The following is a 15,788-nucleotide window of genomic DNA, read 5'->3' as shown; positions in this document are numbered from 1 at the left end:
AGGCAGGGAATCTACCGGTGACGCTCGATACGGCCACGCTGTTTCTCGCCTCCGTCGCCATCGACCTCGTCATGTCCGTCTACTTCTGGACGCTCTGGCTCGGCCAGCGGGACCGGACCATCCATCTGTGGCTTGCCCTGTCGACGACCAGCGCGACGCTCGGCTGCTTCCTCTACATGCTGCGCCAGCTGGTGCCCGACTGGGTCGCGGTCTGGGCCGCGCAGGTCTTCTTCATCCAGGTCTTCGCCTTCCTGTGGGCCGGCGTGCGGCTCGTCCACGAGCGGCCGCGCCCTCTCGGGCGGGTGTTCGCCGCGTCCGCGGCGTGGACGGCGGCCTGCCTCGTGCCGCCGCTGTTTGCCGCCGAGCAGCCGCGCAACGTCCTGGCGACGCTCTTCTTCGCCGTCTACTGCCTCGCCATGGCCTTCGAGATGCTCAGGGCGCGCCCGATGCCGAACCGCTGGCTGGCGGCGGTCCTCCTCCTTTTTCTATCGGCGGCCTCGCTGGCCCTCACCCTTTACACGGCAATGCAGGCCGAAGTGGTCACGCCGCTCCTCGCACGACAACCCGTCGCGGCGCTGTGGCTGCTCCTCTACATGGTGATCTATCTCGTGCTCGTGCTGGCGGTGACGACGCTGGAACTCGGCAACGAGGCCGACCGGCACCGCACGGCCGCCTCCACCGACGGGCTGACCGGCCTTCTCAACCGCCGCGCCTTTCGCGAGCGGACCGAGCATCCCGAGTGTCTCGACCGGGGCGGGGCCGTCCTCGTGCTCGACATCGATCACTTCAAGCGCATCAACGACGAGTGGGGCCATGCCGGGGGCGACGACGCGCTCGTGCGTTTCGCCGCAGCGCTGCGTTCGGTGATCTCGGCGTCGAAAGGGCTGGCCCGCCCGGCGATCCTCGCTCGCATGGGGGGCGAGGAATTCGTCTGCCTCCTGCCCGGCGCCGACCGCGAGGATGCGCGCCGGGTCGGCGAGGCGATCCGGGCCGAGATCGCGGCGGACCGGCGGGCAGGACACCCGGCCGTGACGGTGAGCATCGGGCTGGCCGTTGCCGCGGCGGGCGACAGGCGCTCGGTGGAGGATCTCCTGCGCCGCGCCGACCGCGCGCTCTACCGCGCCAAGAGCAACGGCCGCAACCGGGTCGAGGAGGACGACCCGGTCTCCGGCGACGGGCAGGCGCCCGCCGCCATGACCTATGCCTGAGGCGCGTCAGTCGACCTGACGCACCGCGCCCCGCGCCGCGCTGGTCGTCATCGAGGCGTAGGCGCGCAGCGCCGTCGTGACCTTGCGCTTGCGCACCTCGGTCGGCTTCCAGGCCCCGGCCCCGCGCTCGGCCATCTCGCCGCGGCGGCGCGCGATCTCGGCGTCGTCGACCGCGAGGTGGATCGAGCGGTTGGGGATGTCGATCTCGATCGTGTCGCCCTCGTGCACCAGCGCGATCAGGCCGCCTTCCGCCGCTTCCGGCGAGACGTGGCCGATCGACAGGCCCGAGGAGCCGCCGGAGAAGCGCCCGTCGGTGACGAGGGCGCAGGCTTTGCCAAGGCCCTTCGATTTCAGGTAGCTCGTCGGATAGAGCATTTCCTGCATGCCGGGGCCGCCGCGCGGACCCTCGTAGCGGATGAGGACGATGTCGCCCGGATGCACCTCGTTCGACAGGATCGCCTTGACCGAGGCGTCCTGGCTCTCGAAGACGCGCGCGCGGCCAGTGAACTTGAGGATGCACTCGTCAACGCCCGCCGTCTTCACGATGCAGCCGTCCTCGGCGAGATTGCCGAAGAGGACCGCGAGGCCGCCGTCCTGGCTGAAGGCATGCTCGCGATCGCGGATGACGCCGCCGGCGCGATCGGTGTCGAGTTCCTTCCAGCGGGCGTTCTGGCTGAAGGCGACCTGGGTCGGCACGCCGCCGGGCGCCGCGCTGAAGAGCTTGAGCGCCCTCGGGTCCTTGCTGGTCGCGATGTCCCACTTGGCGATCGCCTCGCCCAAGGTCGCGGTATGGACGGTCGGCACGTCGAGGTTGAGAAGGCCCGCCCGGCCGAGTTCGCCGAGGATCGCCATGATGCCGCCGGCGCGGTGGACGTCCTCCATGTGCACGTCGGCCTTGGCGGGCGCGACCTTGGACAGGCACGGCACCCGGCGCGACATGCGGTCGATGTCGGCCATGGTGAAGTCGACCTCGGCCTCGTGCGCGGCGGCGAGGATGTGGAGGACGGTGTTGGTCGAGCCGCCCATCGCGATGTCGAGCGCCATGGCGTTCTCGAACGCGGCCTTCGTGGCGATGGTGCGCGGCAGGGCCGTCTCGTCCTCGCCCTCGTAGTAGCGCTTGGCGAGCGAGACGATGCGCTGTCCGGCCTCGAGGAACAGGTCCTCGCGATCGGCGTGGGTCGCGAGCGTCGAGCCGTTGCCGGGCAGCGACAGGCCGAGGGCTTCGGTCAGGCAGTTCATCGAATTGGCGGTGAACATGCCAGAGCACGAGCCGCAGGTCGGGCAGGCCGAGCGCTCGATCACCTGGACGTCCTCGTCCGACATCCGGTCGTCGGCCGCCGCGACCATCGCGTCGACGAGATCGAGCGCGTGGATCTTGCCGTCGCTGAGCTTCACCTTGCCGGCCTCCATCGGGCCGCCCGAGACGAAGACGACGGGGATGTTCAGGCGGAGCGCTGCCATCAGCATGCCCGGCGTGATCTTGTCGCAGTTCGAGATGCAGACCATCGCGTCGGCGCAGTGCGCGTTGACCATGTACTCGACGCTATCGGCGATGATCTCGCGCGAGGGCAGCGAATAGAGCATGCCGTCGTGGCCCATCGCGATGCCGTCGTCGACCGCGATCGTGTTGAACTCCTTGGCGACGCCGCCGGCCGCTTCGATCTCGCGCGCGACGAGCTGGCCGAGGTCCTTCAGGTGGACGTGGCCGGGCACGAACTGCGTGAAGGAGTTGACCACTGCGATGATCGGCTTGCCGAAATCCTCGTCCTTCATGCCGGTCGCGCGCCACAGGCCGCGGGCTCCGGCCATGTTGCGGCCATGCGTGGTGGTGCGGGAACGGTAATGGGGCATGGGATACCTGCCGATCTCTTGAGGCGTACCCGCCATTACACCTGTTTCGGCCGGAGACCAACAGGGACGGGCGAACAAAGGCGATAATCGTTCCAGACAAGCCGAAATGACGCCCGCGTCAAAAGGATGGCAGATGGCGAGCGCCATCGGCTCAGGCGGCGCGGCGCGCCCCCGGCGTACTCGTCGCGACGTCGAAGGCGCGCAGCCAGGCGCCGCCCGGCCCCGCCTCCAGGACGCTTCCCGAGGGCATGGCGACCCAGGCGTCGGGCTCCGACCCGCAGGGCTCGGAAGCGATCATCACGCCGCCGGCGTCGTAGCGCGAATAGAGCGAGGGCGGCTGGCCGTCGCTCGCCCAGCGGAAGGCGAACAGGCGATGGCCGTCGGTGTGGACGGCGGCAAAGCGTGTGGGTTCGGCGTCCGGCCTTTTGAGCGCCTCGATGGCGGCAAGCGTGCGTGAGAAGGCGCCGGCCGGGTCGTCCTCGAGGCCATGGGCCAGCGCGGCGAGAAACAGCGCCTCCGAGTCGCAGGTGCCGGTGCGCGCGGCATAGGCGTCGTCGGGGATCATGCCCTCGACCTGCCGGCGCACGCGGGCGTAGTCGCCGATCTGCCCGTTGTGCATGAAGAGGCGGGACCCGAGCGCGAACGGGTGGCAGTTGGCGGTGGAGACGCCGCCCGAGGTCGCCGCCCGCACGTGGGCGAGGAACAGGCCGGAGCGGATCTGGCGGCAGAGCGAGGCGAGGTTGGCATCCGACCACGCCGGCAGGACGCCGCGGTAGAGGCCGGGCTCCGGGCGCTCGCCGTACCAGCCGAGCCCGCAGCCGTCGCCATTGACGACGGTGCGCGCCTCGCGCGCCTTCAGCGACTGGGAGACCAGCGAGCCCTCCGGCCGGATCAGCAGGTCTTCCAGGAACAGCGGCGTTCCGAGATAGGCGAGGAGGCGGCACATGGGGCGGTCCTGGCAAGCGTTCGGCCGATCTTTCGTCGAAGCCTCGAAGGCCCAGAACCGAGACCAGGTCCCGGCGGCGGAGGACTGGCGAGGAGTTTTCGTCGCCGGCGAGGCGCCGAGCGGAGCCGATGCAGCGCATCGGAGAGCATCGGCAACGACGTCCGGCGGCGGAAAATACCGACAGGCCGACCCGCTGGGTCCTGGTCCCGGTTCTAGGCCACCATGCGTTCGCGAAGCTGGTCCCGGAACGCCATCGCGAAGCGCGCGGCGGCGGCCGCGTGGATCGCGGTGGAATCGAAGCCCGGCACCGGTAGCGCGTCCGGGTCGAGCGACAGGACGATCTCGGTGCAGCCGAGGATGACGCTGTCGGCGCCCGCCGCCACCCCGCGCTCGACGATCGCGGTGAGTTCGCGCCGCGAGCTGTCGAGGACCCGGCCCGCGCACAGTTCCTCGAAGATCACGCGGTGCACCGTCTCGCGGTCGGCGGCCTGCGGCACCATGGGGCGGAAGCCGGTGGCCTGGGCCAGCCGGTCGGCGTAGAAGCCGTGCTCCATCGTGTAGCGGGTGGCGAGGAGCAGCGGGCGGCGCGCGCCGCGTGCCGCGAGCGCCGCGCCGGTCTCGGCGATGATGTCGATCAGCGGGATCGACACGGCGCCCGCGACCTCGGCCGAGACGAGGTGCATCGTGTTGGTGCAGATGAGGACGCAGTCGGCGCCGGCCCGCTCGAGGCGCCGGGCGCTGTCGGCGAGCATGGCCGCGGCGAGATCCCAGCGGCCGGCCTTCTGGAGGGCCACCACCTCGGAAAAGTTCAGCGAGTGGAGGAGGATGTCGGCCGAGTCCAGCGGACCGCCCGCCTGCCGCACCGCCTCGTTGAGGAGGCGGTAGTAGACGGCGGTGGATTCCCAGCTCATGCCCCCGATCAGACCGATCCGCTTCATCTCGTGTTCCCCCAACCGTCTCGATGCCGATGCGGGAAAGACTAGCGCGACCACCGCGCAATCGGCGCGCTTAGTTCATGAACGAGTAGTAAAACGGCGCAATGAAGATGCGCGAAACCAATCTTTTACGCATCCAGCTTGCGTCCCGGCTCAGAACCGCGCATACCTTGCCCATGCTGGACGATCGCGACCGCCTCCTCCTCGACCTCCTCCAAGACGATGCCGACCGCCCGGTGCAGGAACTGGCCGAGCGCGCCTCGCTGTCGGCCTCGGCCTGCTCGCGGCGCATCCAGCGCCTGCGCGACGAGGGCTATCTCAAGCGCCGCATCGCGCTGGTCGACCGCAAGCGCATCAACCTGCCGACCACCGTTTTCGTGATCGTGAAGACCTCGCGCCATTCCGGCACCTGGCTCGACGAGTTCCGCGCCGCGCTCGCCGCGATCCCCGAGATCGTCGAGGTACACCGCCTCACCGGAAACTTCGACTACATCCTGAAGGTGGTGCTGCCGGACGTCGAGACCTACGACACGATCTACAAGCGGCTGGTGGCGCGGGTCGAGCTGTTCGACGTCTCGGCCTATATCTCGATGGAGACCGTGAAGGCCGACGTCGCCCTGCCGACGCGCTATGCGTGATGTTTCACGTGAAGCAGAGGGCCTGCCCTGCGCCATGACCTGTGGTGGTTTGGTCGCACTCCGGGTTGCAGCTGTACATTCGCCGTGAAAATCGCTTTCCGTGGGCCGACCCGATGGGTTAGCGGATGGCCATGCCGTCCCTTGCCCAGCGGGTCGTGGCCCGCACCGCCCTTCTCGTCGCCCTCGCCTGCCTCGGCGCGCAGCCGTCGCTCGCCGACATCCGCGTGCCGCCCGGCAACCGCCATGCCGAGCAGCCGGACATCCCCGGCGGGTCGCGCTCGCGCACCCAGGCGACGCGGTCCTCCTTCGCGGCGAAGTACGAGAAGATCCACGCGCTTCTCGCCGAGAACCGCAGCCTGCAGGACAAGATCCGCAAGGCCGCACGCGCCTACGGCATCCGCCCGATCCACATCGCGGGCGCGCTGGTCGGCGAGCACACCTACAATGTCGACGCGATGGACCAGCTCCAGAGCTACTACGTGAAGGCAGCGTCTTACCTCAACGCCGGGGTCGACTTCGCCTATCGCGGCGAGAGCGTCGCCGACTTCGTGGCCCGTCCCGAGTTCCGACCTTGCGAGAGCGCCCGCGGCGACGCCCGGCTCTGGGCCTGCCGCGAGGCGGTGTTCGAGAAGCGCTTCCGCGGCCGGACGGTGGGCGGCACCAGCTTTCCCGACAACCGCTTCGGCGCGGTGTTCTTCCAGCCCTTCTACGCCGGCCAGACCTTCGGCCTCGGCCAGCTCAACCCGCTGACCGCGCTTTCGGTGTCGGACATGGTGCATCGCGTGTCCGGCTATGCCCGGCTCGACATGCGCGACGCCGGCGAGGTCTACGCCTCGATCATGGATCCCGACCGGACGCTCGCCTACATGGCCGCCGTGATCCGCGTCTCGATCGACGCCTACGAGGACATCGCGGGCTTCGACATCTCGGGCAATCCGGGCGTCGTCGCGACGCTCTACAATGTCGGCGATCCGTTCGGGCGCGCCGAGACGCTCGCGGCCGCCAACCGCGCGGGCGCCGGGCGCCTGCCGGAGGAGAACTACTACGGCTGGCTGGTGAACGAGAAGATCACCGACCTCGAGGCGATCTTCCCCTGACGCGTCATGTCACCGTGCCGTCGTCCGGCGCCTTGGCCGGTCCGCCCCGGTCGACGGCGATGAAGCTGATCTTGCCCTGCGGCTCGATGATCGCCCAGGCGACGTCCGAGAGGCGAGCGATGCCGGCCAGTCGCATTTCCGACTCCACCTCCAGCCGCGTGATCCGATCGCGCCGCAGGTTGTCCTCCAGGATGACGCCGTTGCGGACGATGACGCGCGGCGCGCCATTGAGCAGGCGCTCGGCGCGCGGGCTGAGATAGGTCGCCCAGGACAGGACCAACCCCCAAAAGGCGAAGGTGACGACGGCCAGTGTCGCGCCGGTGAGCGAGAAGTCGTTGTGGGTGACGCCCTGCTGGATGAGATCGCCCATCACGATCAACACCACCAGCTCGAACGGCGTCATCTGCGCGAGCTCGCGTTTGCCGAGGAGCCGAAGCAGGAGATAGAGCACCGCGAACATCACGGTGGCGCGCACGACAATGTCCATCAGGGCCTGACCTCGATCTCGAGCGGCAGGGCGGCAAGGTCCTGCGATCCGTCGAGAACGCGGATCCGCCCCGCGACATCGCCCAGAAGCGACGGGTTGAGCTGGAAGTCCATCTTGACGAGGATCGTGCGCCCCGCCTCCGCCGCGCCGTAGGAGAAGTGGAAGGCCCCGTCTTCGAAGCCTTCCTCCGCGGCGGCCGGCAGCATCGAGTTCTGCGTCGTCTGCCGCCAGAGCCCCGCATCCACCGACAGGACGAGATCGCCCACCGGCCGCGACGGTGTGACGTAGACGCGCATTTCGTAGAACTCGCCGTTGCGCAGCGTGTCGGGCGCCTCGACCACGAGCCGCGCTCCCGCGCCATCGACCGCCGTCGTGTCGAGACCTTCCCCACCGAAGGCGCCCAGCGCGGCCGCCGCCATCAACGAGCCGAGCACCAGAAGCGACAGCGGGCTCGCATGGCGCTTGATCGCCGCGGGCGCCTTAAGATGCGGATGGCCGAGGCCATCGGGAAAGTCGGTATCGGACACGGAGCAGCACGTCTCGAAGGAGGCAGCGTCGTCTTGTGAGCTATCGTCCCGGCATCGCGCTTCAAGGCGTCGGTTCTAGCGCCGGCGACGGGCCCGTTCGGCCGCCTCGCCGCGAGCGGCGGCTTCCTGCAGGAGTGTGTCGAGCGCCGCGATGTCGGCGGCTTGGAGAAGCGGCAGGGCTTCGGCGAGCCGGTTGGCGAAGGCGGTCGCCTCCGGGCTCAGGGTTCCGGTCTCGAGGACCACTTTGGGATGGGAGAGCTCGGCGAGGCGCTCCAGGTCCTCTGCGTCGTCCCAGATCACGTTGAGATAGCCGATGATGCGCTGGAGCATCGACCAGGTCGGGCGCCCGCGCTTGCCGTGTTCCAAGGCCGAGAGGTAGGCGGCCGAGACGCCGAGCGCTTTCGCCATCTCGCCTTGCGTGATGCCGCGCTCGGCACGAAGCGCCCGCACGCGCAGGCCGAACGGCGTCATCGCCGCCGCACCCGCACATAGAACGCCCCCTCGCCGCCGTGCCCGCGCTCGGCCTGATCGTAGCCCGACACGAGAGTGCGGAAGTCCGGGGTCGAGAACCAGTGCGGCAGCGCGCGCTTCAGGCTTCCCGTCGAGCCGTAGGACGCGCCGCGCCCGGTGATCACGAGAACGTGGCGCAGGCCCCGCGCCTTGGCGGAGCGCAGGAAATGGAGAAGCGCCCCGTGCGCCACCGCCTCGGTCCAGCCGTGGAGGTCGATCCGGTCCTCCAGCTCGATGCGTCCCTTGCCGATCTTGCGCCGCACCGGCCGGTCGATCGGCGACAGCGGCGGGGGCGTCGGGGCAAGGCGCGGACGAACGGCGGCGGGAAAGGCCGCCGCCATCGTGCCGGCGCGCAGCGGCTCGGGCTTGGCGGCGGGTGCAGGCACCGCCGGCTCGGGCGGGGCTTCGGGCGTCGCCTTGCCGGGCAGCGGCACGGCCGAGCGCGCGACGCTCGCCCAGAGACGCCGCTCCTCGCCGGAGAGGTCGCGCCGGCGCCTCATGGCAGGCTCGCGCGCGGCACGAGGGCAACGAGGCGCGCCGCGTGGCGCACGGTCCCCGCCAGTTGCCCTGCCGCCGCGCCGAAGCCGACGAAGATGTCGCCGCGCGCCGGGCCGACGATCGCCGAGCCCGTGTCCTGCGCGACGAGAAGCCGGCGGAAGGGGCGGTCGCCGATCACGAGATCGGGCGCGTCGACGAAGACCGGCATGCCGTAGGTATGGAGCGAGGCGTCGACCGCCAGCGAGCCGAGCGGCGTCAGCGGCACGCCCATGCCGCCGATCGGGCCGGCCCCGGGCTCCAGCGGCACTTCGCGGAAGAAGATGAACGAGCGGTTGCGCCGGAGGAGCGCGCGCGCCCGGTCGGGATGGGCGGCGAGCCAGCGGCGGATGCCGGCCATGTCGGCCCCGTCCAGCGGCAGTTCGCCCTCCTGCACGAGGACGCGGCCGATCGCGGTGAAGCGATGGCCGTTCTTGGCGGCATAGCCGACGCGCATCAGCGCCCCGTCCGGCAGCACGAGGCGGGCCGAGCCCTGGACGTGGACGAAGAAGGCATCCGCCTCGCTGTCGAGAAAGGCGAGTTCGAGACCGCGGCCCCGGAGCCAGCCCTCCTCGATCTCGGCGCGCGCCGGATAGGGAACGAGCGTCCCGTCATCGGAGCGCATGGCAAAGCGCGTGCCGGCCTCGAGGCCCTCGACGCTCTCGCCATCGGTCAGCGCGACGAGGTCGGCCGGCGGGCGGTAGAGCGGCACGCGGAAGCGGGCGGTGCGCGTGCGCGAGGCGGGGAGTTCCGGCTCGTAGTAGCCCGTCACGAAGCCGCGCGCCGGCGCGCCGGCGTCGAGAATGTCTGCCGGGCGGAAGGCCGCCTCGAAGAAGGCGCGGACATCCGCGGCGGAGGGATCGTCGCCCATCGCCAGCGCGGCGCGCGCGGCGGGGGCGAAGGCAGCGGGCGGGAGCTTGACGGCGGCCGCCGGGCCTGGCGAGGCGAGGAGCGACGGCGCCGAGCGCCGGAACGCGAAAAAGGCCGGCCGATGATCGGCGCGGCCCCAGTCGGGAAGGTCGGAGAAGCCGAGCGGTGCGAAGCGGGGCTCCGGTCCGGCTCGGCTCGGGGAGGCGGTCATGCGGATGCCCCTCGCGCGCCGGCGGTCAGTCCTCGGACTCGGTTTCCACCAGACGCCAGTTCGGATCGCGCGAGCGCGTGTCGCGGGCGAAGGTCCAGACGTCGATCACCTCGACCACCGTCTCGGGATCGCCGTCGGCCACCGTGCCGTCGGCTTTCAGCGTCGCCGAGATCAGTTGCGAGACGATGCGCATCGTCACCAGCGCCTCGCGGTCCTTCAGCTCGGCCCCGGTGATCGTCGCGTCGTTGATGCCGACGAACGAGGACTGCAGCCGCTCGCCCCGCGCCTCGCGCTGCGAGATCGAGGCGTCAAAGCCCTGGTAGACCTCGGGCGACAGGAGGTTCTGGAGAAGCTTGCGGTCGCCATCGGCAAAGGCGGTGACGATCATCTCGTAGGCGGTCTTGGCGCCCTCGACGAAGGTCGCGACCTCGAAACTCGGGTCGGCGTCCTTGATCCGGCGCAGGCCCTCGTTGGCCGGGGTGCCGGGCACGGTCGCCTTGTCGATCGCCTCGTAGGGGCTGACGGCCGTCTCGTCGGCGTTCACGCGGCGCGAGGGCAGCGTCACGACATTGCCCTGCGCCGGCGCCGGACCCTCGGTCGGACGGGAATAAGGATCGAAGGGCGGACGCTCGTTTCCGGTCCGCCGGCCAAGGACCGAGCGCAACTGGTACAGGACGATCGCCGCTACCACGATGAAGAAGATCGTCCCGAAGCCCATGAATGCCCGTATGTCCCGTGGATCAAGCGATGGTTATGCCTCCGTCATATAGAGCCAGGGCGGCGCGCATTCAAATTCACGCTTCCGCGTCCTATGTTGAGCGCGCACCGGCGGGCCCCTCCCGCCGCTTCGGAGACCTCGAGCCCTCTCATGCCGCTGATCCTCATCCCCCTGGCGCTTCTGGCGCTGCCGCTGATCGAGATCGGCGTGTTCATCTGGGTCGGCGGCGAGATCGGCGTCTGGCCGACGCTGGCACTGGTCGTCGCCTCGATCCTCTTGGGCGCCGCGCTCCTGAAGCGCCAGACCCTGTCGACCTTGCGCGCCGCGCAGGCCGAGGCGCGCGCCGGCCGCCTGCCCGAGCGCCAGATCGTGCACGGCGCGATGATCGCGCTGGCCGGCATTCTCCTGATCCTGCCGGGCTTCGTGACCGACGTCGTCGGCCTTCTCCTGTTCCTGCCGCCGGTGCGCGACTTCGTGTGGCATCGCCTGCGCTCGCGCATCGTCGTGGTCGGCCCGACCGGCGCGCGCACCGCGCCCTACCGCCAGCCGGGCCCCGAGGTGATCGACCTCACCGGCGGCGAGTTCCGCCGCCGCGACGGCACCGACGGCAGCCCGTGGACCCGCCTCGGCGGCCCGGGCGAGGATCCGGACGAGCGGGGACCGCGCACGCTGCACTGAGGGGCGTTGCGGCGCCCGTGCTTGTTTCTCCCCCCGGCCCCGTGATAGCTGCGGCCCCGAGCCGCGGCTGAAACGCCGCCATCTTGGAAGGGGCGCCGCAGACGCGCCCGAGGAGCCCCGATGTCCCAGATCGACCACACCAACGGTGCCAACGGCGCGAACGGCGCCAACGGTGCGAGCCAGGCGGCCCAGCCCTCGCTCAACATCCTCGCCCAGTACATCAAGGACCTGTCGTTCGAGAGCCCCGGCGCGCCCGCCTCGCTGCGCGGCCAGTCGCGCGCGCCCGGCATCAACATCGGCGTCAATGTCGGCGCCAACCCGGTCCAGGGCGGCGACCACGAATACGACGTCCGCCTGACGCTGAACGCGCGCGCCGGCGAGGGCGCCGACACGCTGTTTCACGTGGAACTCGAATACGGCGGCGTGTTCCGCCTCGAGGGTTTCCCGCAAGAGCACATGCTGCCGGTCCTCTTCATCGAGTGCCCGCGCCTCCTGTTCCCGTTCGCGCGGCAGATCGTCGCCGACGTGACGCGCAATGCCGGCTTCCCGCCGCTGATGATCGACCCGATCGACTTCGCGGCGCTCTTCACGCAGCGCCTCGCCGAGGAGCGCACGAAGGCGCAGGTCCAGCCGGTCGTCTGACCGGCGCCTCGCCAAGCCATCGACGAAGGGCGCCCCGGGAGACCGGCGGCGCCCTTTTTCGTCAGGCGGCGCGGCGGCGCTGCCAGCGCGGGTAGAGAAGGCCGAGGACGAGGCCGGACATGACGAGGAGCGCCGCCCCGATCTTCCACGGCGGCAGCAGTTCGCCGAGGAGCAGCGCCGAGGCCCCCATGCCGAACAGCGGCACGAGGAGCGCCATCGGCGTGATCAGCGCGGCCGGGTGGCGCGACAGGAGCCAGCCCCAGGCGGCATAGCCGAACAGCGTGTTGCCGACGGTCTGCCAGAGGACGGCGGCAAAGGTCAGGGCGTCGGCCCGCGCCAGGCCGGCGCGGATCGCGTCCCAGCCCTCCAGCGCGAAGGACAGGGCAAAGAGCGGCGGCGCCGAGAAGACGCTGCCCCAGATGACGTAGGGCAGCATGTTGGTGACGCGGCTGTGGCGGGCCACGATGTTGCCGCCCGCCCAGGACAGGGACGCCAGGAGCACCAAGGCCAGCCCGAGGGGCGTCGTGGTGCCGTCGGTGTGCGTGAGGATGACCCCGAGGCCGGCAAGCCCGAGGCCGAGCGCCACCCACTGGAACGGGCGGATCGTCTCGCCCGACAGGCGCATCGCCAGCGCGATCGTGAAGAACACTTGGCTTTGGATGACGAGGGACGCGAGCCCCGGCGAGATGAAGCCGTTCATCGCGATGAACAGGAGCCCGAACTGGCCGGTGCCGATCAGGATGCCGTAGGCGGCGAGATGGCTCCAAGGCACGCGCGGGCGCGGAAACAGGAGGATGCCGGGCAGGGCCGCGAATAGGAAGCGAAGGGCCGCAAAGAGGAGCGGCGGCAGATGCTTCAGACCCTCGTGGATCACCACGAAATTGGTGCCCCAGACCGCGACCACCGCGAGACCGAGAAGGAAATGGCGAAACGGGAGAAGCGGCGCATCCATGCCGCCGCTTCTAGAAGCTCTGCGCGGTCCTGAACAGGCGCGCGGTCGTCAGGCGTCGTAGCCTTCGACGCGACGCCACAGGGGCGCGTCGCCGAGGCCCGAGACAAAGGCACGGTGCGCCTCGATCTCAGCCGCAGTGAGGCGGGGCTTCAGCGGCACGGGACGCGGCGGCAGCGCACGGCGCGCCCCGCCCTCGCCGCCCTCGTTCGCCCGCGCCTCGTCCTCGGTGACGAGGCGCAGCGCCGACTGCCGGCCGCCGATCAGCTCGATATAGACCTGCGCGAGAAGCTCCGAGTCGACCAGCGCCCCGTGCTTGTCGCGCTTCGAGGTGTCGATCGAGAAGCGCGAGCAGAGCGCGTCGAGCGTCGCGGGCGCCATCGGAAACTTGCGCCGCGCCATGGTCAGGGTGTCGATCAGGCGATCGGCCGGGATCGGCGGCCGGTCGAGGCGCGCGAGCTCGGCATTGATGAAGCGCATGTCGAACGTGCCGTTGTGCGCGATCAGCCGGGCGTCGTCGAAGAAGGCGAGGACGTCGTCCACCACCTCGGCGAAAACCGGCTTGTCCTTCAGGAAGTCGTCGGAGATGCCGTGGATGTCGAAGGCGCCGGGATCCACCTTCCGCCCCTGCGGGCGGATGAAGCAGTGGAACTCCCGCCCCGTCGGGATGTGGTTCCACAGTTCGATGCCGCCGATCTCGATCACGCGGTCCTCGGCGAAGTCGAGCCCGGTGGTTTCGGTGTCGAAGACGATCTCGCGCATGGAACTTCCCTTAAGGCTGTCCCCCTCCATGTCGGACAGGCGGCGCCCGCGCGCAAGCCTCAGGTCTTGGGCAGCGCGCCGAACCCCTCGACGATCCGCCGCACCGCGGCTCGTGCAGGTTCCAGTCCCTCGCCCGTGTCGATCACGAAGTCGGCGCGGCGTCGCTTCTCGGCGTCCGGCATCTGGCTCGTGAGGATCTTTTCGAACCGCTCGGCCGTCATGCCGGGGCGCGCGAGGACGCGCGCGCGCTGGACATCCGGCGGCGCGGTGACGACGAGGACGGCATCGACCCGCCCCTCGCCGCCGGTCTCGAAGAGAAGGGGAATGTCGAGGACTGCCAGCGGCGCCCCGGCCTCGCGCGCGGCCTCAAGGAACGCCCGCTCCTCCTCGCGCACCAGCGGGTGGACGATGGCTTCCAGCGCGGCAAGCGCTTCGGCGTCGCCGAGGACACGCGCGCCGAGCGCCGCACGATCGACGACGCCGTCCCGCACCGTGCCGGGAAAGCGCGCCTCCACCAGCGGCGCGGCGCGCCCGGCATAGAGGCGGTGCACGGCGGCGTCGGCGGAATGGACGGGCACGCCGAGCGCTTCGAACATCTCGGCCGTCGTCGACTTGCCCATGCCGATCGAGCCGGTGAGGCCGAGGACCTTCACGCGTGCGCCTCGATGTCGGCGATCACGGCCCGACGCAGCGCCTCGTCGACGGTGGGCCGCTGCCCGAACCAGCGCTCGAAGCCCGGCACCGCCTGATGCAGGAGCATGCCGAGCCCGTCGGCGGTGCGAAGGCCGCGCGCGGAGGCGGCCTGAAGGATCGGCGTTGCCAGCGGGACATAGACGATGTCGGTGACGAGGGCACCCTCCGGCAGGGCCTCGATCGCGCGCGTGTCGGCCTCGCGGAGGCCCTCCGGGTCGGCGGGCCGCGTGTTGACCACGAGGTCGCAGGACCGGGCGAGCGCGGAAAAGTCGTCCTCGCCGCCCGCCTCGGCCCCGAAGGCGTCCGCCAGACGCTCGGCGCGTGCGCGCGTCCGGTTGAGGATGGTGATGCGGGCGATCCCGGCTTCTCGCAGCGCATGCACCACGGCGCGGGCCGCACCGCCCGCGCCCAGCACCACCGCAGTTCGCGCCTCGCGCCAGCCCGCCAGCCGCTCGTCGAGATTGGCGGAGAAGCCGTAGGCGTCGGTGTTGCCGCCGGTCAGCAGGCCGTCCTCGAACCAGAGCGTATTGACCGCGCCGATCGCCTCGGCCGCCGCGTCGAGCCGGGCGGCGGCCGCGAACGCGGCTTCCTTGTGCGGGATGGTGACGTTGCCGCCGGCAAAGCCCTCGCCCTGCAGCCGGTCGAGAAACCTCGAGAAATCCTCCGGCGGTACGGCGATCCGCTCATACGAGCCCGGGATCCGCAGGTCGCGAAGCCACGTCCCGTGGATCAGCGGCGAGCGGGAATGGGAGATCGGCCAGCCGGTGACGAAGGCGCGGGGGGCCTCACGCATCGAGCGCGCCCCGCGCCCGGAGTTCCCGGATCAGCGGCAGCATGGGCAGGCCGATGATGGTGAAGAGGTCGCCCTCGATCCGCTCCATCAGCTGCAGGCCGCGCCCCTCCACCTGATAGGCGCCGACGCTCGTCAGCACCCCGTCTCCGGCCGCGGCGAGGTAGCGCCCGATCTCGGCCGGCGTGAGGTCGCGGAAGGTGATCGAGGCGCGCGAGACATGCCGCCAGACCGCCGCCCCCCCTTCGGCCAGCACCACGGCGCTGTCGAGATCGTGCGTGCGGCCCGACAGTTTCAGGAGCGTGCGACGCGCGGCCTCCATGTCGGCCGGCTTGTGCAGGATCTCGTCGCCGACCGACAGGACCTGGTCGGCCCCGATCACCAGCGCCCCGGGGCGCCGCTCGGACACGTCGACCGCCTTCGCCTCGGCCAGCACCAGCGCCACCTCGTCGGGCGTCGCGCCGGAATCCTTCAGCGGCGCCTCGACCAGTCGCTCGTCCAGCGTCGAGGGATCGGCCTCGGCCCGGATGCCGGCTTGCGTGAGCAGCGCCTGCCGGTGGCGGCTTCCCGAGGCCAGGACGAGATCGCGATTCATGCCGGCATCCTTTCCCGCGCGTTGCCGCGCGTCCTTAAATCTTTGTTCAAACAGCGCTTGTTTATTTGAGCCCGCGAAATGCGGGAAGCCGCCGGACGAAGCGGGACTCGATTCTCCCCCGCCCGTCCAGCGAAAGCTGAAGCGCCC

Annotated in this window: 19 protein-coding genes; 5 read left to right on the top strand and 14 right to left on the bottom strand. The window is 70.5% G+C overall.

Annotated features, from left to right (window positions below; all coding sequences use genetic code 11):
- Positions 1-17: 17 nt before the first annotated feature.
- Entirely contained in the window at positions 18-1,208 is a 1,191-nt protein-coding gene (locus ASF65_RS04910; RefSeq protein ID WP_055886022.1) for a GGDEF domain-containing protein, read from the top strand.
- Positions 1,209-1,214: 6 nt separating this feature from the next.
- Here the strand turns inward: ASF65_RS04910 and ilvD are convergent, their stop codons facing one another.
- The 3 genes from ilvD to ASF65_RS04895 form a co-directional block, all read right to left on the bottom strand.
- Positions 1,215-3,059 (bottom strand): dihydroxy-acid dehydratase, encoded by a 1,845-nt coding sequence (gene ilvD, locus ASF65_RS04905; protein ID WP_055886114.1) that lies wholly within the window; start codon positions 3,057-3,059, stop codon positions 1,215-1,217.
- Positions 3,060-3,210: 151 nt separating this feature from the next.
- A complete protein-coding gene (locus ASF65_RS04900) occupies positions 3,211-4,005 on the bottom strand; it encodes a class II glutamine amidotransferase (RefSeq protein WP_055886019.1) in 795 nt (264 codons plus the stop codon).
- Between the two features lie 212 nt (positions 4,006-4,217).
- Positions 4,218-4,943 (bottom strand): aspartate/glutamate racemase family protein, encoded by a 726-nt coding sequence (locus ASF65_RS04895; RefSeq protein ID WP_055886016.1) that lies wholly within the window; start codon positions 4,941-4,943, stop codon positions 4,218-4,220.
- A gap of 173 nt (positions 4,944-5,116) precedes the next feature.
- On the opposite strand from ASF65_RS04895, the gene ASF65_RS04890 reads away from it, so the two are divergent.
- Both ASF65_RS04890 and ASF65_RS04885 read left to right on the top strand, forming a co-directional pair.
- A complete protein-coding gene (locus ASF65_RS04890) occupies positions 5,117-5,578 on the top strand; it encodes an Lrp/AsnC family transcriptional regulator (protein WP_055886111.1) in 462 nt (153 codons plus the stop codon).
- A 131-nt stretch (positions 5,579-5,709) separates the two neighbouring features.
- Positions 5,710-6,675 carry a DUF1402 family protein gene (locus tag ASF65_RS04885; RefSeq protein WP_055886109.1) on the top strand — a complete coding sequence of 322 codons (966 nt, stop codon included), beginning with the start codon at positions 5,710-5,712 and terminating at the stop codon, positions 6,673-6,675.
- Positions 6,676-6,679: 4 nt separating this feature from the next.
- Here the strand turns inward: ASF65_RS04885 and ASF65_RS04880 are convergent, their stop codons facing one another.
- From ASF65_RS04880 to ASF65_RS04855, 6 genes are all read right to left on the bottom strand, one after another.
- A complete protein-coding gene (locus tag ASF65_RS04880; protein WP_055886014.1) occupies positions 6,680-7,162 on the bottom strand; it encodes a YetF domain-containing protein in 483 nt (160 codons plus the stop codon).
- Positions 7,162-7,689 carry a hypothetical protein gene (locus tag ASF65_RS04875; RefSeq protein ID WP_055886010.1) on the bottom strand — a complete coding sequence of 176 codons (528 nt, stop codon included), beginning with the start codon at positions 7,687-7,689 and terminating at the stop codon, positions 7,162-7,164. Before ASF65_RS04875 ends, ASF65_RS04880 begins: the two co-directional genes overlap by 1 nt.
- A gap of 75 nt (positions 7,690-7,764) precedes the next feature.
- Positions 7,765-8,160, bottom strand: a complete 396-nt coding sequence (locus ASF65_RS04870) for a helix-turn-helix transcriptional regulator (protein ID WP_055886006.1) — start codon at positions 8,158-8,160, stop codon at positions 7,765-7,767.
- Positions 8,157-8,699 carry a Smr/MutS family protein gene (locus ASF65_RS04865; RefSeq protein WP_055886002.1) on the bottom strand — a complete coding sequence of 181 codons (543 nt, stop codon included), beginning with the start codon at positions 8,697-8,699 and terminating at the stop codon, positions 8,157-8,159. Before ASF65_RS04865 ends, ASF65_RS04870 begins: the two co-directional genes overlap by 4 nt.
- A complete protein-coding gene (locus ASF65_RS04860; protein ID WP_055885999.1) occupies positions 8,696-9,814 on the bottom strand; it encodes an MltA domain-containing protein in 1,119 nt (372 codons plus the stop codon). The genes ASF65_RS04865 and ASF65_RS04860 overlap by 4 nt, the downstream gene beginning before the upstream one ends.
- 25 nt (positions 9,815-9,839) lie before the next feature.
- On the bottom strand, positions 9,840-10,532 hold the full coding sequence (locus ASF65_RS04855; protein ID WP_055885996.1) for a Tim44/TimA family putative adaptor protein: 693 nt from the start codon (positions 10,530-10,532) through the stop codon (positions 9,840-9,842).
- A gap of 150 nt (positions 10,533-10,682) precedes the next feature.
- On the opposite strand from ASF65_RS04855, the gene ASF65_RS04850 reads away from it, so the two are divergent.
- Positions 10,683-11,210, top strand: coding sequence for an FxsA family protein (locus ASF65_RS04850; protein ID WP_055885993.1), 528 nt, complete (start codon positions 10,683-10,685; stop codon positions 11,208-11,210).
- Positions 11,211-11,330: 120 nt separating this feature from the next.
- Positions 11,331-11,852 (top strand): protein-export chaperone SecB, encoded by a 522-nt coding sequence (secB, locus tag ASF65_RS04845; protein ID WP_055885990.1) that lies wholly within the window; start codon positions 11,331-11,333, stop codon positions 11,850-11,852.
- Between the two features lie 61 nt (positions 11,853-11,913).
- On the opposite strand, the gene ASF65_RS04840 is transcribed toward secB, so the two are convergent.
- Genes ASF65_RS04840 through ASF65_RS04820 form a run of 5 tightly spaced genes read right to left on the bottom strand, consistent with a single transcriptional unit; the run spans position 11,914 to position 15,641 of the window.
- Positions 11,914-12,804, bottom strand: coding sequence for an EamA family transporter (locus tag ASF65_RS04840; protein ID WP_055885986.1), 891 nt, complete (start codon positions 12,802-12,804; stop codon positions 11,914-11,916).
- Between the two features lie 48 nt (positions 12,805-12,852).
- On the bottom strand, positions 12,853-13,563 hold the full coding sequence (gene dnaQ, locus ASF65_RS04835; protein ID WP_055885983.1) for a DNA polymerase III subunit epsilon: 711 nt from the start codon (positions 13,561-13,563) through the stop codon (positions 12,853-12,855).
- A 59-nt stretch (positions 13,564-13,622) separates the two neighbouring features.
- Complete coding sequence (gene coaE / locus ASF65_RS04830; protein WP_055885980.1) at positions 13,623-14,216, bottom strand: dephospho-CoA kinase; 594 nt, start codon at positions 14,214-14,216, stop codon at positions 13,623-13,625.
- Positions 14,213-15,049, bottom strand: a complete 837-nt coding sequence (locus ASF65_RS04825) for a shikimate dehydrogenase (protein WP_055885977.1) — start codon at positions 15,047-15,049, stop codon at positions 14,213-14,215. The genes coaE and ASF65_RS04825 overlap by 4 nt, the downstream gene beginning before the upstream one ends.
- On the bottom strand, positions 15,042-15,641 hold the full coding sequence (locus ASF65_RS04820; RefSeq protein ID WP_055885974.1) for a Maf-like protein: 600 nt from the start codon (positions 15,639-15,641) through the stop codon (positions 15,042-15,044). Before ASF65_RS04820 ends, ASF65_RS04825 begins: the two co-directional genes overlap by 8 nt.
- Between the last annotated feature and the right edge of the window lie 147 nt (positions 15,642-15,788).

Origin of the sequence: Aureimonas sp. Leaf324, assembly GCF_001423245.1 — a bacterium.
Taxonomy (GTDB): domain Bacteria; phylum Pseudomonadota; class Alphaproteobacteria; order Rhizobiales; family Rhizobiaceae; genus Aureimonas.
The sequence above is the reverse complement of the archived record's forward strand: the minus strand, read 5'-3'. Positions and strand labels throughout refer to the sequence as shown.

Excerpts from the sequence above, each read along its gene's own strand:
- ASF65_RS04855 (WP_055885996.1), bottom strand. The coding sequence starts at position 10,532 with ATGGGCTTCGGGACGATCTTCTTCATCGTGGTAGCGGCGATCGTCCTG.
- ASF65_RS04885 (WP_055886109.1), top strand. The coding sequence starts at position 5,710 with ATGCCGTCCCTTGCCCAGCGGGTCGTGGCCCGCACCGCCCTTCTCGTC.
- ASF65_RS04840 (WP_055885986.1), bottom strand. The coding sequence starts at position 12,804 with ATGGATGCGCCGCTTCTCCCGTTTCGCCATTTCCTTCTCGGTCTCGCG.
- ASF65_RS04860 (WP_055885999.1), bottom strand. The coding sequence starts at position 9,814 with ATGACCGCCTCCCCGAGCCGAGCCGGACCGGAGCCCCGCTTCGCACCG.
- ASF65_RS04890 (WP_055886111.1), top strand. The coding sequence starts at position 5,117 with ATGCTGGACGATCGCGACCGCCTCCTCCTCGACCTCCTCCAAGACGAT.
- ASF65_RS04825 (WP_055885977.1), bottom strand. The coding sequence starts at position 15,049 with ATGCGTGAGGCCCCCCGCGCCTTCGTCACCGGCTGGCCGATCTCCCAT.
- ilvD (WP_055886114.1), bottom strand. The coding sequence starts at position 3,059 with ATGCCCCATTACCGTTCCCGCACCACCACGCATGGCCGCAACATGGCC.
- dnaQ (WP_055885983.1), bottom strand. The coding sequence starts at position 13,563 with ATGCGCGAGATCGTCTTCGACACCGAAACCACCGGGCTCGACTTCGCC.
- ASF65_RS04870 (WP_055886006.1), bottom strand. The coding sequence starts at position 8,160 with ATGACGCCGTTCGGCCTGCGCGTGCGGGCGCTTCGTGCCGAGCGCGGC.
- ASF65_RS04865 (WP_055886002.1), bottom strand. The coding sequence starts at position 8,699 with ATGAGGCGCCGGCGCGACCTCTCCGGCGAGGAGCGGCGTCTCTGGGCG.
- ASF65_RS04880 (WP_055886014.1), bottom strand. The coding sequence starts at position 7,162 with ATGGACATTGTCGTGCGCGCCACCGTGATGTTCGCGGTGCTCTATCTC.
- ASF65_RS04895 (WP_055886016.1), bottom strand. The coding sequence starts at position 4,943 with ATGAAGCGGATCGGTCTGATCGGGGGCATGAGCTGGGAATCCACCGCC.
- ASF65_RS04850 (WP_055885993.1), top strand. The coding sequence starts at position 10,683 with ATGCCGCTGATCCTCATCCCCCTGGCGCTTCTGGCGCTGCCGCTGATC.
- ASF65_RS04900 (WP_055886019.1), bottom strand. The coding sequence starts at position 4,005 with ATGTGCCGCCTCCTCGCCTATCTCGGAACGCCGCTGTTCCTGGAAGAC.
- secB (WP_055885990.1), top strand. The coding sequence starts at position 11,331 with ATGTCCCAGATCGACCACACCAACGGTGCCAACGGCGCGAACGGCGCC.
- ASF65_RS04820 (WP_055885974.1), bottom strand. The coding sequence starts at position 15,641 with ATGAATCGCGATCTCGTCCTGGCCTCGGGAAGCCGCCACCGGCAGGCG.